This is a genomic window from Roseomonas sp. TF40 (assembly GCF_057219975.1).
In genome coordinates this window covers 161593-176922 of sequence record NZ_JBXVVR010000003.1, presented here as the reverse complement: position 1 = coordinate 176922, position 15330 = coordinate 161593, and the positions used below count along the sequence as shown (strand labels likewise).

14 protein-coding genes are annotated in these 15330 nt (G+C 73.9%); 10 read left to right on the top strand and 4 right to left on the bottom strand.

What is annotated here, in order from left to right:
- On the bottom strand, nucleotides 1-1362 hold the full coding sequence (locus AC2D9U_RS10685) for a flagellar hook protein FlgE (protein WP_484748648.1): 1362 nt from the start codon (nucleotides 1360-1362) through the stop codon (nucleotides 1-3).
- A gap of 1381 nt (nucleotides 1363-2743) precedes the next feature.
- Between AC2D9U_RS10685 and AC2D9U_RS10680 the strand changes: the two genes are divergently transcribed.
- From AC2D9U_RS10680 to AC2D9U_RS10635, 10 genes are all read left to right on the top strand, one after another.
- Entirely contained in the window at nucleotides 2744-3211 is a 468-nt protein-coding gene (locus AC2D9U_RS10680) for a flagellar hook-length control protein FliK (RefSeq protein WP_484748647.1), read from the top strand.
- A 12-nt stretch (nucleotides 3212-3223) separates the two neighbouring features.
- A complete protein-coding gene (locus AC2D9U_RS10675; protein WP_484748645.1) occupies nucleotides 3224-3904 on the top strand; it encodes a flagellar hook capping FlgD N-terminal domain-containing protein in 681 nt (226 codons plus the stop codon).
- Nucleotides 3905-4087: 183 nt separating this feature from the next.
- Nucleotides 4088-5797 (top strand): flagellar basal-body MS-ring/collar protein FliF, encoded by a 1710-nt coding sequence (gene fliF / locus AC2D9U_RS10670; protein WP_484748643.1) that lies wholly within the window; start codon nucleotides 4088-4090, stop codon nucleotides 5795-5797.
- Nucleotides 5794-6798 carry a flagellar motor switch protein FliG gene (gene fliG, locus AC2D9U_RS10665; protein WP_484748641.1) on the top strand — a complete coding sequence of 335 codons (1005 nt, stop codon included), beginning with the start codon at nucleotides 5794-5796 and terminating at the stop codon, nucleotides 6796-6798. Before fliF ends, fliG begins: the two co-directional genes overlap by 4 nt.
- A complete protein-coding gene (locus AC2D9U_RS10660) occupies nucleotides 6795-7409 on the top strand; it encodes a FliH/SctL family protein (protein ID WP_484748639.1) in 615 nt (204 codons plus the stop codon). The genes fliG and AC2D9U_RS10660 overlap by 4 nt, the downstream gene beginning before the upstream one ends.
- On the top strand, nucleotides 7406-7726 hold the full coding sequence (gene fliN, locus AC2D9U_RS10655) for a flagellar motor switch protein FliN (protein ID WP_484748638.1): 321 nt from the start codon (nucleotides 7406-7408) through the stop codon (nucleotides 7724-7726). Before AC2D9U_RS10660 ends, fliN begins: the two co-directional genes overlap by 4 nt.
- Before the next feature lie 5 nt (nucleotides 7727-7731).
- The gene (locus AC2D9U_RS10650) at nucleotides 7732-9126 is read left to right on the top strand and encodes a sigma-54 dependent transcriptional regulator (protein WP_484748636.1); all 1395 of its coding nucleotides are present in this window, start codon (nucleotides 7732-7734) and stop codon (nucleotides 9124-9126) included.
- A 3-nt stretch (nucleotides 9127-9129) separates the two neighbouring features.
- Nucleotides 9130-11190 carry a flagellar biosynthesis protein FlhA gene (gene flhA, locus AC2D9U_RS10645; RefSeq protein ID WP_484748634.1) on the top strand — a complete coding sequence of 687 codons (2061 nt, stop codon included), beginning with the start codon at nucleotides 9130-9132 and terminating at the stop codon, nucleotides 11188-11190.
- A gap of 2 nt (nucleotides 11191-11192) precedes the next feature.
- Nucleotides 11193-12074, top strand: a complete 882-nt coding sequence (locus tag AC2D9U_RS10640; protein ID WP_484748632.1) for a flagellar biosynthesis protein FlhF — start codon at nucleotides 11193-11195, stop codon at nucleotides 12072-12074.
- Nucleotides 12071-12811, top strand: a complete 741-nt coding sequence (locus tag AC2D9U_RS10635; protein WP_484748630.1) for a nucleotide-binding protein — start codon at nucleotides 12071-12073, stop codon at nucleotides 12809-12811. Before AC2D9U_RS10640 ends, AC2D9U_RS10635 begins: the two co-directional genes overlap by 4 nt.
- On the opposite strand, the gene AC2D9U_RS10630 is transcribed toward AC2D9U_RS10635, so the two are convergent.
- The 3 genes from AC2D9U_RS10630 to AC2D9U_RS10620 form a co-directional block, all read right to left on the bottom strand.
- On the bottom strand, nucleotides 12777-13757 hold the full coding sequence (locus tag AC2D9U_RS10630; RefSeq protein WP_484748628.1) for a sterol desaturase family protein: 981 nt from the start codon (nucleotides 13755-13757) through the stop codon (nucleotides 12777-12779). The genes AC2D9U_RS10635 and AC2D9U_RS10630 overlap by 35 nt on opposite strands.
- Before the next feature lie 49 nt (nucleotides 13758-13806).
- On the bottom strand, nucleotides 13807-13980 hold the full coding sequence (locus AC2D9U_RS10625; RefSeq protein ID WP_481998366.1) for a hypothetical protein: 174 nt from the start codon (nucleotides 13978-13980) through the stop codon (nucleotides 13807-13809).
- A 116-nt stretch (nucleotides 13981-14096) separates the two neighbouring features.
- Complete coding sequence (locus AC2D9U_RS10620) at nucleotides 14097-15314, bottom strand: class I SAM-dependent DNA methyltransferase (protein WP_484748626.1); 1218 nt, start codon at nucleotides 15312-15314, stop codon at nucleotides 14097-14099.
- Nucleotides 15315-15330 lie beyond the last annotated feature (16 nt).

Below are 15330 nucleotides of genomic sequence, written 5' to 3'. Positions count from 1 at the left end.
TCAGCGCTTCATGTTGATCGTGTCCTGCAGCATCTCGTCGCTGGCGGTGACGATGCGGGTGTTGGACGTATAGGCCCGCTGAGCCAGGATCAGCTTCGAGAACTCGGCCGCGATGTCCACGTTCGAGCGCTCGACCGAGCCGGTGACGAGCTTGCCCACGCCGTTCGAGGCCGCATCCGTCACCCGCGCCTCGCCGCTTTCGACCGTGCGCAGGAAGGCCTGGCCATCCAGGCGCTGCAGCTTGTCGGGATCGTTGAAGGCCACCACCGGCACGCGCGCGACGATGCGGGTCTGGCCGTTGTCGTAGTTCACGGCCACGTCGCCATTCTCGCGCACCGTGACCCCCGAATAGGCACCCAGCGGCACGCCATCCTGGGAGAGGTCGCGCACGCTGTATTCGGTGCCGGAATAGAGCGTCAGCCCCGTGGGCACGCCATAGCCGCCCAGGCGCAGGGAGACGTCCTGGTTGCCGAAGCCGTAATCGGCGGTGAAGCCGATGAAGGCCGGATCACCCGCCAGGACCGGCGAGGAGCCGGTCGTGCTCTCGAGCGGCGTGATGGCCGAGATGGTGCCCGGCGGGGCGGTCACCACCGGCGGGCCGGCGGCGATGGTGCCGCCGAAATCGATGTCCACGAAGCGCCCATCGGCCGGGGCCAGCGTATCGCCGGCGGGTTCGATGCGCAGGCGCCAGGTGTCGGTGTCGAGCCGCCACCAGTCGAGCGTCACCTGGCGCTGGTTGCCGAGCGCGTCGAAGATCTGGATCACGCTGCTGACCGGCGCCTCGGCCGGCGCCCAGGGGGCGGCGGCGGGCACGGTGGCCACGCTGTTCACATTGGCCGGCAGGTTGGCGGCCAGGTCGATGCGGCTGGTCGGCACCGGGTTGTAGACCAGTTCGCTGATCCGGATGGGCGCGAGCGAGGTGCGGTCCGGCTCGCCCGCCTGGTCCACGCGCCAGCCTTCCAGGTAGTAGCCGGCGCCGTTCACCATGTAGCCGTCGCGGTCCATGCCGAAATCGCCGGCGCGGGTGAAGAACTGCCGCTCATCGAACAGCACGTCGCTGCCCTGCCCGCCGCGCGCCTGCGCCACCGAGAAGAAGCCCTGCCCGGCGATGGCCATGGCCAGCGGGTTCTCGGTCTGCTCGATCGTGCCCTGCACGGTGTTGGTGTAGTCGGGCCGCGCCTCCACCGAGCCGGGCATGTGCAGCCGCAGCGTCGAGCGGGTGAGGTAGGAGGTGAAGTTCGTATCGACGCGCTTGAAGCCCACCGTCTGGCTGTTGGCGACGTTGTCGGAGACATGGCCAAGGGCGCGCGCCTGGGCGGCGAGCCCGCTGATCGCGGTGGTCATCGAGCCGAGCAAGGACATCGGCGGCATCTCCTGGACAGGGGCGTTCGGCAGGCCCGGCGCAAGGCTTGTGCCAGCCCGCGGCGGCCGCGCGGGGCGCAGGCGCTGCCGGGGGCGGGCAATCCTTGCCGGGCTGTGACGCGGCCTTGCCGGTCGCGGCCCCTCCCGCGGCCTGGCATGGGCTGGCATGGGGGTTGCTGCCCCGCGGGCCAGGCATTGCCCGGCACATCGACCCATGGATCTCCAGACAGCCAGCCTTCCCCCCCTCGCCGTACCAGCGCCCGCGCCGGCGCCTCCGGCTGGCCTGGGCCCCGAGGTCACGCAGGGTGCGCCGCATGGGTTCTTCGCCGGGCTGGTGGCGACGGCGATGGGCCTCGCCCTGCCGGAAGGCGAAATTCTGCCGGAGAGCACGGCCGAGACGCCGGCGGAGGGCGGGATGGCCGCCGAGACGCTCGGCGAGATGGCCAGGGAGGCCGCGGGTGGGTCTCTGCTCAGCCTGATGCAGCCACCGCCGGCCGCGCCTCCCGTGCTCGCCGCCCCGGCGCCCGAGGCCGCGCCGGCCATGGCGAGGCCGGTGCCCGCTCCGGGGACGGGTGCCGCGGCACCGATGGGAGCCACGCCCCTGCCGGTCATGCCCGCGACCCCGGCGGATGCGCGGGCCACGCCCGTCACGACCGCAGGAGGGACCCCGTCGGCCCCGCCTGCTGCGCCCGCCCTGCCTCGCGCTCCCGAGGCTCCGGCGACGTCGCCGCACGGCACGCGCCCCTCGGCACCCCCGCCAGCGCCCGCACATGCCATCGGCGCCCCGGCGGTGGCGGGCCCTCTGTCTGCACCGCAGGCCGAGACTGCCGGGGCGATCGCCGCCCCGTCCCCAGCGCAGCCGGCCCTCGCGGCCTCGCCCCCACCTCAGCCAGGCGCGCCGGCGTCGCCCGAGACAGTCACGCCCGGTGTCACGCCGCCCACCCTGCCCCAGCCTGACCCGGCCCTGGCAGCCGCAGCGCCTGCCGCATCCCAGACCGAGGCCTTGGTCGTCCTCCGGGCAGGGAGCATGGCAGGGTCGGCGGCAGGACCAGCGGCAGGCACGGGCGCCGCTTCTGCGCGAACCCTGCGGACGCCCGCCGCGCCGCCCGCGCTCAGCCCAGGCCCCAACCCGGCCGAGGCCTGGCCACGCGACGCCGAAGCGACGCCCATTGACTCCCCGGGCGTCCCGCCCCCGCCCCCGCCTGCGCCTGCGCCTGCACTGCCTCAGGCCGGGCCGCAGATCGGCCTGCCACCGCCAGGCACACCGGCTGGCGGCATCGCCCTGGCCCGGGGACCGGGCGAGGAAGCCGTTGCCGCGACCTCGCTGCTCGACCCGACAAGCGCCACTTCCCCCCCGGGCACCCCCGCGCCGCAAGCGCCCGTGCACCCAACCCAACCATCGGCTGCCCCCGCGCCGCGCCCGGCCGCGCCCTTCGCCCTGCCGGCCCGCCAGATCGCGCCCTTCGCGGTCGCGCTCGCCATGGGCGCGGATGCGAGCCTCACCGTGACGCTCGACCCGGTCGAGCTGGGCCGGGTGGAGGTGGCGATCGAGCGCAGCGGCACCGAGGCCGCCATCCGCGTCACCGCCGAACGGCCCGAGACGCTCGCTTTGCTGCAACGCGATGCGCGCGAGCTGGAGCGCGCCCTGGCCGATGCCGGCGTGACCGGCGGCGGCACCAGCCTCTCCTTCAGCCTGGGCGGGGGCGATGCCTCGGCCCGCGAGCCGCGGCAGATGCCGCAGCGGCGCGGCGGCGAGGGCCAGGGCCTGCCGGCCGCCGCCCTGGGCCCGGCCCTGGTCCCCTCCCCGCAGCCTGGCGCCGCGCGCGGGCTGCTCGACCTTGCCCTGTGAAGGAGTGACCGCATGAGCGGCAGCATCGGCGCCACCGCCACCCCCACCGGCGCCCCCACCGCCGCCGGCAGCGCCCGGCAGGGCAACGCCACCGGCCTTTCCGGCGACTTCAACACCTTCCTGACGCTGCTGACGACGCAGCTGCGCAACCAGGATCCCTCCCAGCCGATGGATGCGAACCAGCTGACGCAGCAACTGGTGCAGTTCGCCACGGTCGAGCAGCAGATGAACACCAACCAGACGCTCGAGCGCCTCTACGGCCTGCAACAGGCCGGGCTGATGGCGGAGGCGGGATCCCTGGTCGGGCGCAAGGTCACCGTGGCGGGGGAGGTGCTGCCGCTGCAGGGGCGCAGCGCGCAGGTCAACCTGCCCGCCGCCGGCCAGGCGCGGTCAGCGCGCATCGAGATCCGCGACCAGGCCGGCACCCTGGTCCGCAGCAGCGAGGTGCGGCTCGACCGCGAGGCCACCAGCTGGACCTGGGACGGCAAGGACCAGCGCGGTGCACAGCGCGCCGATGGTCCCTATCGCGTCACGGTCAGCGGGCGCGCCGCGGATGGCAGCGCCGTGCCCATCGCCGCCACCGTCAGCGGCCGCGTCACCGGTGTCGGGCGGGAGGGCAACGACCTCGTGCTGCGCATGGGCACGGCGAACATCCCCATTGCCCAGCTGCGCGATCTTCCGCAGCAGCCTTAACCACTTCCACACCGCTTACCCGGCAAAACCTGCCCTGCCGGCTTCGGCCGCCAGGACAAGGGTTTGTTGAGCACGCGATCCGCCCCGCAGGCGGCGCGTGCTCCCGGGGAAGAGCAGGATGCGGCGCGGTTCGGGTTGCGCAGGATGCGCAGATGAGGGCGGGGTGCCGGCCATGGCGCCGCCATGGCCCTGGCTGCGGGGGGCCGCATGGGCGGCATGATCGCGCAGCTGCGCGCCTTCGGCTCGCTGCGCCTCGCCGCGCTGGCCGGGGTGGGGCTGGCCGTGCTCGGCCTCGTCGTGATGCTCGCGCTGCGCGCCAGCGAGCCGCCGATGGCCCTGCTCTATGGCGATCTCGACCCGCGCGAGGCCGGGCAGATCGTCGCCCAGCTCGACCGCGCCCGCGTGCCGCATCGGCTGGCCAGCGGCGGCGCGCAGATCCTGGTGCCGGAGACCGAGGTGCCGCGGCTGCGCCTGATGCTGGCGCGCGAGGGCCTGCCCTCCGGCGGGTCCATCGGCTACGAGATCTTCGACCGGGGCGAGAGCCTGACCACCACGCCCTTCCAGCAGGATGTGAACCGCCTGCGCGCGATGGAGGGCGAACTGTCACGCACCATCCGCGGCCTGGCCGGCGTGCGCCAGGCGCGCGTGCACCTGGTGCTGCCCCGGCGCGAACCCTTCGCGCGCGAGCGCGGCGAAGCCCAGGCCAGCGTCGTGCTGACCATGCAGGGCGCGCAGCGCCTGGACCGGGAGGGCGTGCAGGCGGTGCTGCACCTTGTCGCCGCCGCCGTGCCGGGGCTGCGCCCGCAGCAGGTCTCGATCATCGACAGCCGCGGCGAATTGCTGGCCCGCGGCGGCCAGGCGCTGAGCGGCCCCGCCGCCGCCCAGACCGGGGAGGAGCTGCGCCGCACGGCGGAGCTGCGCCTCGCCCGCGCGGTGGAGGACCTGCTGGAACGCTCCCTCGGCGCCGGGCGCGTGCGGGCCGAGGCCTCGGTCGAGATGGATTTCGACCGCATCCAGACCACCGAGGAACGCTTCGACCCCGAGAACCAGGTGCCGCGCAGCACGCAATCCACCTCCGAGAGCAGCCGCAGCGGGGAGGCGGGGAACGTCTCGGTGGCGAACCAGCTGCCCGGCGCCGACGCGCAGGCCGGCGGCAACCGCACCGAGCAGTCGCGCCAGGAAGAGACGACGAATTTCGAGATCGGCCGCGTCACCCGCAACACGCTGCGCGAGCAGCCGGCCCTGCGCCGCCTCTCCGTCGCCGTGCTGGTGGACGGGATCTGGGAACCCAATGGCGATGCCCCGCCGCGCTTCCGCGAACGCACGCCGGAGGAGTTGCAGCGCATCACCGCGCTCGCGCGCTCGGCGGTGGGCTTCAACGAACAGCGTGGCGACCGCGTGGAGGTGGTGAGCCTGCGCTTCGCAGAGCCGCCGGTCGCGGAGGTGCCGCCGGCAGGCTTCAACATCCTGGGCCAGACCGTCCCGCCCGCGGTCATGGGGCGCGTGATCGAGAGCGCGATCCTCGCCCTGGTGGCGCTGGCCGCGATCCTGCTGATCGGCCGCCCCGTGGCCACGCGACTTGCCCTGGTGCTCGCCCCGCAGCCCGCCCTGGCGGGCATCGGACCCGATGGCGTGCCGCTGGTCGCCGGCACGCCCGCGGGCCCGCTGCCCGGCGGCAGCGCCGGGCTTGCCGCGGACGGCACGCCACTGCTGCCCGGCGAGGCCGGCGCGGCGGGCGCGATGAGCGAGGAGGACAAGATGGTCGAACTCGCCAATGTCGCGGGGCAGATGCGCGCCTCCGCGCTGAAGCAGCTGGCCGACATCGTCGAAGAGAACCCCGAGGCCGCGGTCGGCGTGATCCGCCGCTGGCTCGCCCCCCAGGATCCGATATGAGCGGACGCCTCGAACTCACCGGGCCTCAGAAGGCCGCAACCCTGATGCTCGCCCTGGGCGAGGAGCAGGCGGCGAAGGTCTTCAGCCGGCTGCATGAGGATGAGATCCGCGACCTGTCGCTGGCCATGGCCGCGCTCGGCACCGTCTCGGCCGAGATGGTCGAGCAGGTCGCGCAGGAATTCCGCACGCAGCTCGGCCAGGCCGGCCACCTGATCGGCAGCTACGAGAGCACGGAGCGGCTGCTGCTCAAGACCATGCCGAAGGAGCGCGTGGCGCAGATCATGGAGGAGATCCGCGGCCCGGCGGGCCGCACCATGTGGGACAAGCTCGGCAACGTGAATGAGGCCGTGCTCGCGAACTACCTGAAGAACGAATACCCGCAGACCGTCTCCGTCGTGCTGTCGAAGGTGCGGCCCGACCATGCGGCGCGCGTGCTCTCCCTGCTGCCGGAGGGCTTCGCGATGGAAGTGGTGATGCGGATGCTGCGCATGGAGACGGTGCAGAAGGAGGCGCTGGAAGGCGTGGAGCGCACGCTGCGCATGGAGTTCATGTCCAACCTCGCGCGCAGCTCGCGCCGCGACGCGCATGAGGTGATGGCCGAGATCTTCAACAACCTCGACCGCGCCGCCGAGGGCCGCATCCTCGCCGCGCTCGAGGAACGCAACCGCGAGAGCGCCGAGAAGATCCGCGCGCTGATGTTCACCTTCGACGACCTCCAGCGCCTGGACGGGGCGGGCATCCAGGTGCTGCTGCGCGCCGTGCCGAAGGACAAGCTCACGCTCGCGCTGAAGGGCGCGTCCGAGCCGCTGCGCGACCTGTTCTTCCGCAACCTCTCGGAACGCGCCTCCAAGCTGCTGAAGGACGACCTCGCCGCGCTCGGCCCGGTCAAGCTGCGCGACGTGGATGAGGCGCAGGCGATGATCGTCGGCGCGGCGAAGGACCTCGCCGCGCAGGGCCAGATCCAGATGAGCGACGGTCGCGACGATGAGATGATCTCATGAAGCTCGCGCTCAGCCTGCCCGATCTCAACCGCCCGAAGATCCCGCCGCCCCCGCCGCCGCCCGACCCCGCGCTGGTCGAAGCGATCCGCGCGGAAGGACTGGCCGAGGGCTTCGCCCAGGGCCGTGCGCAGGGCCATGCGGAGGGCCTGGCCGAGATGGCCGCCTCGCTCGAAGCCGAGGCGGTGCGCACCCTGGGCGCCATCGCCCAGGCGCTCGAGTCCGCGGCCGAGGCCGGGCGCGCAGCGGCGGAGGAGTCGGCCCAGGCCCTGGCCAGCCTGCTCTTCGCCACGGCCGACCTGATGATGGCGCGCACGGTCGAGCGCCATGGGGCGAGCATCATCGCAGGCGTGATGACGCCGCTGCTCGATGCGCTGGCGGACCGGCCGGAGGCCGAGTTGCGCGTGGCTCCGGCGCTGGTGGAGGCCGTCGCGGCTCGGCTGCCGCCGGGCGCGCCACCCGTCATCGGCGATGCGCAGATCGCCCCGGGCGACGCGACCATGCGCTGGCAGGGCGGGGGATGGATCATCGCCCTCGCCCAGCGCCGTGCCGCCGTGCGCGAGGCACTGCGCGAGGCAGGCTTCGAGATCGAGGGGGTGGAACAGGATCAATGAGCGGGCAGGATGGATTCGAGGCCGTTCCGGCCAATGAGGCGCAGCAAGGTGGCGGCACCGGCACGCCGCGCGACCTGGATGCGGTCTATGACATCCCGGTCCAGGTCAGCGCCGTGCTGGGCCGCGCGACGATGCAGGTCTCGCAGCTGCTCAAGCTCGGCCGCGGCGCGGTGGTGGAGCTCGACCGCAAGCTGGGCGAGGCGGTGGACATCTACGTCAACAACCGCCTCGTCGCGCGCGGCGAGGTGGTGATGGTGGACGACAACCGCCTCGGCGTGACCATGACCGAGATCGTCAAAGCCGATCGCGGGGGCTGAGGCGCATGGCGAGGCTGCTCATCATCGGCTCGCTGGAGGGCGAATTGGGCGCGGCGGCGCGCATCGCCATCGCGCGCGGCGCGCGGCTCGGCTATGCGGAAGGGGCCGTGGCGGGGCTGGCGCGGCTGCGCGCGGAAGGTGCGGACCTCGTGCTCGCGGATCTGCGCCACGACGTGGCCTGGCTGGTGCAGGCCATGGCGACCGAGCGCATCGCCTGCCCCGTCGTCGCCTGCGGCCGCGCCGAGGATGCGGATGCCGCCGTGCGCGCGATCGAGGCCGGCGCGCGGGACTTCCTGCCGCTGCCGCCCGATGTGGACCTCATCATCGCCATGCTCCAGGCCGCGGGCGCGGCGCCGCCGGCCGAAGGCCCGATCGCGCGCGACCCGGCGATGACGACGCTGCTGGCCCGCGCCGCCCAGGTGGCGCGTGCCGAGGCCTCGGTGCTCATCGCCGGCGAAAGCGGCACGGGCAAGGAAGTGCTGGCGCGGCACATCCACGCCACCTCGCGCCGCGCGCGCGGGCCCTTCGTGGCGCTGAACTGCGCCGCCCTGCCGGAATCGCTGCTGGAGAGCGAGCTCTTCGGCCATGAGAAGGGCGCCTTCTCCGGCGCGCTGGCGGCACGGCGCGGCAAGTTCGAGCAGGCCGATGGCGGCACGCTGCTGCTGGATGAGATCGGCGAGATGGACCCGCGCCTGCAGGCCAAGCTGCTGCGCGCGATCCAGGAGCGCGAGGTGGATCGCCTGGGCGGCAGCGCGCCGGTGAAGGTGGATGTGCGCCTGCTGGCGGCCACGAACCGCGATCTGGTCGCGGAGGTCGCGCGCGGGCGCTTCCGCGAGGATCTCTATTTCCGCCTCAACGTCGTGGCACTCCATCTCCCGCCGCTGCGCGAGCGCCCGGCCGACATCCTGCCGCTCGCCGCGCATTTCTGCCTGCGCTACGCGCGCGCCAATGGCGTGCCGGAACGCCCGCTCTCGGCGCTGGCGCAGCAGGCGCTGCTGGCGCATCCCTGGCCGGGCAACGTCCGCGAGCTCGAGAACGCGATGCACCGCGCCGTGCTGCTGGCCGAGGGGCGCGAGGTGGGGCCGGAGGCCATCGAACTCACGCCGCCGCGCCCGCCCGAACAGCCTGCCGCCGCGCCGCAGGCCGCCCTGCCCGCCGTCCCGGCCGCCACCGCCACCAGCCGCATCGCGCCGCTGGTGGGCCGCCGGATGGAGGAGGTGGAGCGCGACCTGATCCTCGAGACCCTATCCCACTGCCTGGGCAACCGCACCCGCGCGGCGGAGATCCTGGGGATTTCCATCCGCACGCTGCGCAACAAGCTGCAGGATTACCGCGCCGCCGGGCTCGCCGTGCCGCCCGCGCCGGGCCAGGGGCCGCTGTCGCTGCCGGCGCTCGGCTGACACATGAACAGCCTCACCATGCCGATCTGGCTGGGCCGGATCCGCCTGACCGGCGACGTGATCCTCGGGCTTGGCGTCGTGCTGCTGGTGGCGGTGCTGGTGGTGCCGCTGCCGGGCTGGCTCCTCGATGCGGGGCTGGCGCTGTCGATCACCAGCTCGGTGCTGGTGCTGATGGTGGCGCTGTTCATGCGCCGGCCGCTCGACTTCACCTCCTTCCCCACGGTGCTGCTGCTCTCGACGCTGCTGCGCCTCGCGCTGAATGTCGCCACCACGCGCGCCATCCTGACCGCGGGGCATGAGGGGCCGCAGGCGGCGGGGCAGGTGGTCTTCGCCTTCGGCGGCTTCCTCATGGGCGGGGATGTGCTGGTCGGGCTGATCGTCTTCGCCATCCTGCTGCTGGTGAATTTCGTCGTCGTCACCAAGGGCTCGGGCCGCATCGCGGAAGTCGCCGCGCGCTTCAGCCTGGACGCCATGCCGGGCAAGCAGATGGCGATCGACGCCGATCTCTCCGCCGGCGTGATCACCGAGGACGAGGCGCGCCGCCGCCGCCGCGACCTGGAGGAGGAAAGCGCCTTCTTCGGCGCCATGGACGGTGCCGCGAAATTCGTGCGCGGCGACGCGATCGCGGGCCTCGTCACCACGCTGATCAACCTGCTCGCCGGCATTGCCATCGGCACGCTGCGACACGGCCTGCCCTTCAGCGAGGCGGTGACGACCTTCTCGGTGCTGACGGTGGGCGATGGGCTGGTGGGGCAGATCCCCGCACTGCTCGTCTCGCTCGCGGCCGGCATCGTGGTGACCAAGAGCGGCGCGGAAGGCCGCGCCGACCAGGCGCTGGCGCTGCAGCTGGGCGGGGCGAAGCCGCTCGCCATCGCCTCGGGCGCCTCGGTGCTGATGGGGCTGATGCCAGGCATGCCGCTGCTGCCCTTCCTGGGCCTGGCGGGCGCGGCGGGCTGGGGCGCCTGGCGGCAGCACCAGGCGGATCTCGCGCGGGCCATCGCCGAGCTGCCGCGCCCCGCGCCGCCGCAGGAACCGCCGGCCTCGGACGCGCTGCGCATGGACCTGCTGCGGCTCGAGCTCGGCTACGGGCTGCTCAGCCTCGCCGCCGGCGATGCGGCGCGGCTGTCGGAGCAGATCCGCACGCTGCGCCGGCAGACGGCGCAGGAGATGGGCTTCGTGCTGCCCTCGGTGCGCATCCAGGACAATCTGCAGCTGCCGCCCGACACCTATGTGATCCGGGTGAAGGAGATCGAGGCCGCGCGCGGCGTGCTGAAGCCGCCGCTGCACCTGGCCATCGATCCCTCCGGCAATCCGCCGCCCCTGCCCGGTGAGCGCGTGGCCGAGCCCACCTTCGGCCTGCCCGCCGCCTGGATCGAGGAGGTACAGCGCGAGGAGGCGCTCGCCATGGGCTGCACCGTGGTCGATTGCGCGGGCGTGCTGGCGACGCACCTCACCGAGGTGACGCGCGAGAACATGGCCGAGATGCTCTCCTTCGCCGAGACGCAGAAGCTGGTCGATGAACTGCCGCCCGAGCACAAGCGGCTGGTGGCGGATCTCATCCCCACCCAGGCCAGCCTGGGCACGGTGCAGCGCGTGCTGCAGGGGCTGCTGAGCGAGCGGGTGTCGATCCGCGACCTGCCGACCATCCTGGAAGGCGTGCAGGAAGCGGCCGCCGGGGGCGCGCGCAGCCTCGCCCCCATGCTCGCCGCCGTGCGCGCGCGGCTTGCGCGCCAGATCTCGGATGCGGCGCGCGGGCCTGCGGGGCATGTGCCGATCATTGCGCTGTCGAATGACTGGGAGCAGGCCTTCGCCGAGGCGCTGATCGGCCCCGGCGAGGAGAAGCAGCTGGCGATGCAGCCCTCGCGCCTGTCGGCCTTCATGCACGCGCTGCGCGCCGCCTTCGACGCGGCGGCGAGTGCGGGGGAGCCGGCGGTGCTGGTCTGTTCGGGCGGCATCCGTGCCCATGTGCGCGCGGTGGTCGAGCGCTTCCGCCCCGCCACCGCCGTGCTGGCGCATAACGAGATCCATCCGCGCGTGCGGATCCGCACCATCGGCACGGTCTGAGCATGCGCCTGAAGGTGGTGCGCGCCGCGCGGATGTCGGACGCCCTGGCGAGCCTGCGCGCCGAACTGGGGGAGGAGGCCGTGATCCTTTCCACCCGGCGGGTCCAGGGCGGGGTCGAGGTCACGGCCGGCGAGGCGCCGGACGACGAGCCGCTGATGATCGCGCCCGAGGCCGCGCCCGCGGCGGTGGCGATCCCGGCCGCGCTGGCCCGGCACAATCTGCCGCGCGAGCTTGCCGCGGCCCTGGCCGGCGGCGGCCTGGCCCCGGCGCTGGCCGGCACGCTCGGCTTCCAGCGCCTGCCGGAGGGTCCGCTGCTGCTCGCGGGCCCGCCCGGCGCGGGCAAGACGCTGACGGCGGTGAAGCTCGCCACGCGCTGGGTGATGGCGGGCGCGAAGCCGCTGCTGGTCACGGCCGATGGCAGGCGGGCCGGGGCGACCGAGCAGCTTGCCGCCTTCGCGCGCGTGCTCGGCCTGCCGCTCGCGGTCGCCGCCACCGCCTCGGCCCTGCGCAAGACGATGCAGCGCCGCGACGTGGCGCAGCCCGCCATCATCGACCTGCCCGGCTGCGACCCCTTCGACCCCGCCGCCGCGCATCACCTCTCGGCCCTGATCGAGGCAGCGCAGGGCACGCCAATCCTGGTCCTCCCCGCCGGGCTGGATGCCGAGGAAGCGGCCGAGACGGCGCGCGCCTTCGCGCTGCTTGGCTGCCGGCACCTGCTGCCCACGCGGCTCGACATCGCGCGCCGGCTGGGCAGCGTGCTGAGCGCCGCGGCGGCGGGGCTGGCGCTGACCGAAGCGGGCACGGGGGCGGAGGCGGCCGATGGCCTCACCCCCCTCACGCCGGAGTGGCTGGCCGCGCGGTTGCAGAAGGGAGCGACGCCGTGAGCGGACGCGTGATCGCCGTGGCCTCCGGCAAGGGCGGCCTGGGCAAGACCTGGCTTGCCATCACGCTGGCGCAGGCGCTGGCGGCGGCGGGGCGGCGGGTGCTGCTCTTCGATGCGGATTTCGGCCTCGCCAATCTCGACGTGCAGCTCGGCCTCGCCCCGGCGCGCGACCTCGGCGATGTCATCGCGGGCCGGGCCGAGGCGCGGGCGGTGGTGATCCGCCATAGCGCGGGGTTCGACCTGCTGCCCGGCCGCGCGGGCTCGGGCCGGCTTGCGGGGCTGGCCGGGCCGGGGCTGGAGGCGCTGCTCGCCCTGCCGCGGCAACTCGCCGCCGAATGGGATGAGGTGGTGGTGGATCTCGGCGCGGGGGTGGAGCCGCCGCAGCGCCGCCTCGCCGCCGCCGCGGACCTGCTGCTGGTCCTGGCCAGCGAGGAGCCGACCAGCCTGACCGACGCCTATGCCGTGCTGAAGCTGCACGCGCAGGACGCGCCGGCGGGCGCGGCGCGGCTGGTGGTGAACCTCGCGGCGAGCCAGGCGGCGGGGCTGCATGTGCATGCCACGCTGCGGGCGGCGATGCAGCGTTTTCTCCAGCGTGACCTGGTCCTGGGGGGCATCCTGCGGCGCGACCCGAAGGTGCCCGACGCCATCCGCCACCAGGTGCCGCTGCTGACGCGCCACCCGGGCAGCCCGGCGGCGTGCGACGTCACCGCGCTGGCGCAGGCGCTGCTGCGCGGCTGAGGAAGCCGCGCCAGCGGCGCGCCAGCAGGCCATAGGGGCGGATCGAATCCGCCAGGGGCTGGCGCGTGTCATAGGTCGCATCCGGCGCGCCGAGCTGCGCGGGTGGGGCGGCCTGCCAGAGCAGCGTGCCGAACAGGCGATCCAGCCAGGGGAAGACGATGGCGAAGTTGCGGTCATGGTGCCGCACCTCCGTGCTGTGGTGCAGCCGGTGCAGATGCGGGCCCACCAGCACCCAGCGCTCGACCCAGCCGGGCATGGGCAGGGCGGAATGCGTCAGGCTGCTCGCGAAGGCGGCGCAGGCCATGGCCCAGGCCAGGGCGTCGGGATCCGGGCCGAGCAGCAGCAGGGGCAGGAAGCCGGTGGCGATGCGCGTCAGCACATTCTCCAGCGGATGGCTGCGGAAGGTGGAGAGCACGGTCAGCTCCTCCGCGGCGTGATGCATCGCATGGATCGGCCAGAGCCAGCGGCTGTGTAGCGCGCGGTGGCACCAGTACTGGCAGAAATCGCCCAGCAGGATCAGCGCCAGCACCTGCGCGGGCAGCGGCAGGCCGGCGACGAGGCGCCAGCCCTCGGCCTCGGCGAAGGCCATCTCGAAGGCGATGAGCAGCCCGGCACTCGCCACCACCATCAGCGCGATGCCCAGGCCGGAGACCTCGATCAGGAACCACAGCAGATCCGAGCGCGTGGCGAGGTGACCCTCATCGCTCAGCCGGCCGAGGCTGCTCGGCGCCAGGCCCACCCAGGCGGCCTCGGCGACCAGCATGGCGCCGACCACCATCAGCATCACGCCCGAGCCTTCCTCGAAGGGGGAGAAGGGCAGGCTGGCGAGGTCGAGCGGCGCCTGGGCCAGCACTCGTCGCGCGGCTTCCAGCGCCGCCGTCATCATCGCTCCCGCGCCGAACAGCGCGGCGAGGAGCAGCAGGAAGCGAAGGGGGCGCTGGCGCATGGCGATGAGGGCCGGCGCTGCCCGCGACGGGGCGGCGCCGGCCAGCCCTTCAGCGCGCGGCGCCGGGCAGGGTGATGCCGGTCAGGCGCTGCGCCTCGATCGGCTGGGTCGCCTGGTCGGCGACACCGGATTCGGAGACGCCCTGGAAGCGCATCCGCGCCTCGGCACCGAGGCTCATGGTGCAGGCGATGGCGAGGGCAGCGAGGGCGAGGGAAAGGCGCATCGGGGTGATCCTTCTTTGGGTCCGTCCGGGCGCTGCGGAAGTGCAGGCTGCGGCGACGAAGCGAGGATGGTGTTCGGATGTTGCAATCCGACTGCGCTCTGTGGTGCGTCGTTGCGTCAGGTTTCGCTCTGCTTCGCGACCAGCAGCAGCGCGCCGGCGACCGGCACGCCCTGCTCCTGGCGCAGCACCGCCGCTTCCTGCGCGCGCAGCCGCAACCCGGCGGCCTGCGCCAGGGCCACGACATGCGCCGGGTCGTGGCGATAGCGCAGCCCGGCGCCGAGGGCGAAGGGCTGTCCCTCGCCCACCTCCAGGCTGAACACGGCAAGCCCGCCCGGTCGCAGCGCGGCAGCGATGGCGGCCAGGGCTTCGGTCAGGTCGCCCAGGTAGTTCAGCACATCCACCGCCGCGATCAGGTCGAAGCGCGCCTTGTGGCGGGGCAGGAAGTCCAGCAGGTCGGCCTCATGCAGCGCGTCGTAGAGGCCGCGCGCCCCGGCCTGCGCCAGCATGCGCGGCGAGAGGTCCAGACCCTCCAGCCGCCGGGCGAAGGGCCTGAGCACAAGGCCCGACAGCCCCGTGCCGCAGCCGAGGTCGAGCACCTGCAGCCCGCCCGCCGCCGCCACGCCCTGGGCACGCAGCAGATCGGCGATCAGCTGCGGCGTGCGGTAGCCAAGCCGGCCTTCGAGATCCGCGTCGAAGCGCGGCGCATACTGGTCGAACAGGTCGCGCACATAGGCCGCTGGCGCGCGGGCCGGCGCGGGTTCATCGCCCAGCCCCGCCAGCAGGAAGCGCGCCTGCTCGGCCAGCGCTTGCGGCACGCCTGGCAGGGCGAGCAGGCGCTGCGCGGCGGCGGCGGCGCCGGCCCGGTCGCCCAGTTCGCGCCGGGCATGCGCAAGGCCGAGCCAGGGCTCGGCCGCCCCGGGGGCGAGCTGCGTGGCGCGCAGCAGCGGTGCCAGCGCCGCCGGCGCCTCGCCCTTCGCGCAGAGCGCCTGGCCCAGGTTGCGCAGCGTCGTCGCATCCGCCGGCCGCAACGCCAGGGCGGCGCGGAAGGCGGCGATGGCCTCATCGAGTTGCCCGGCCTCGGCCAGGGTGGCGCCGCGGCTGGCGAGGAAGACCGGGCTTTGCGGCATGCGCGCGAGCGCCTGCGCCGAGAGATCGAGCGCCGCGGCAATATCGCCACGCTGCCGCGCCAGGACGGAGAGCAGGTTCAGCGCATTGGCATCCCCGGGACGCAACTTCAGGACGCGGCGATAGAGCCGTTCCGCCATCGCAAGATCGCCGCGCGCATGGCGCGCGCCGCCCTCGCGCAGCAGCTCGTCAGCGGATGCTTGCGCCATGGCCCCCTTCTCCGCG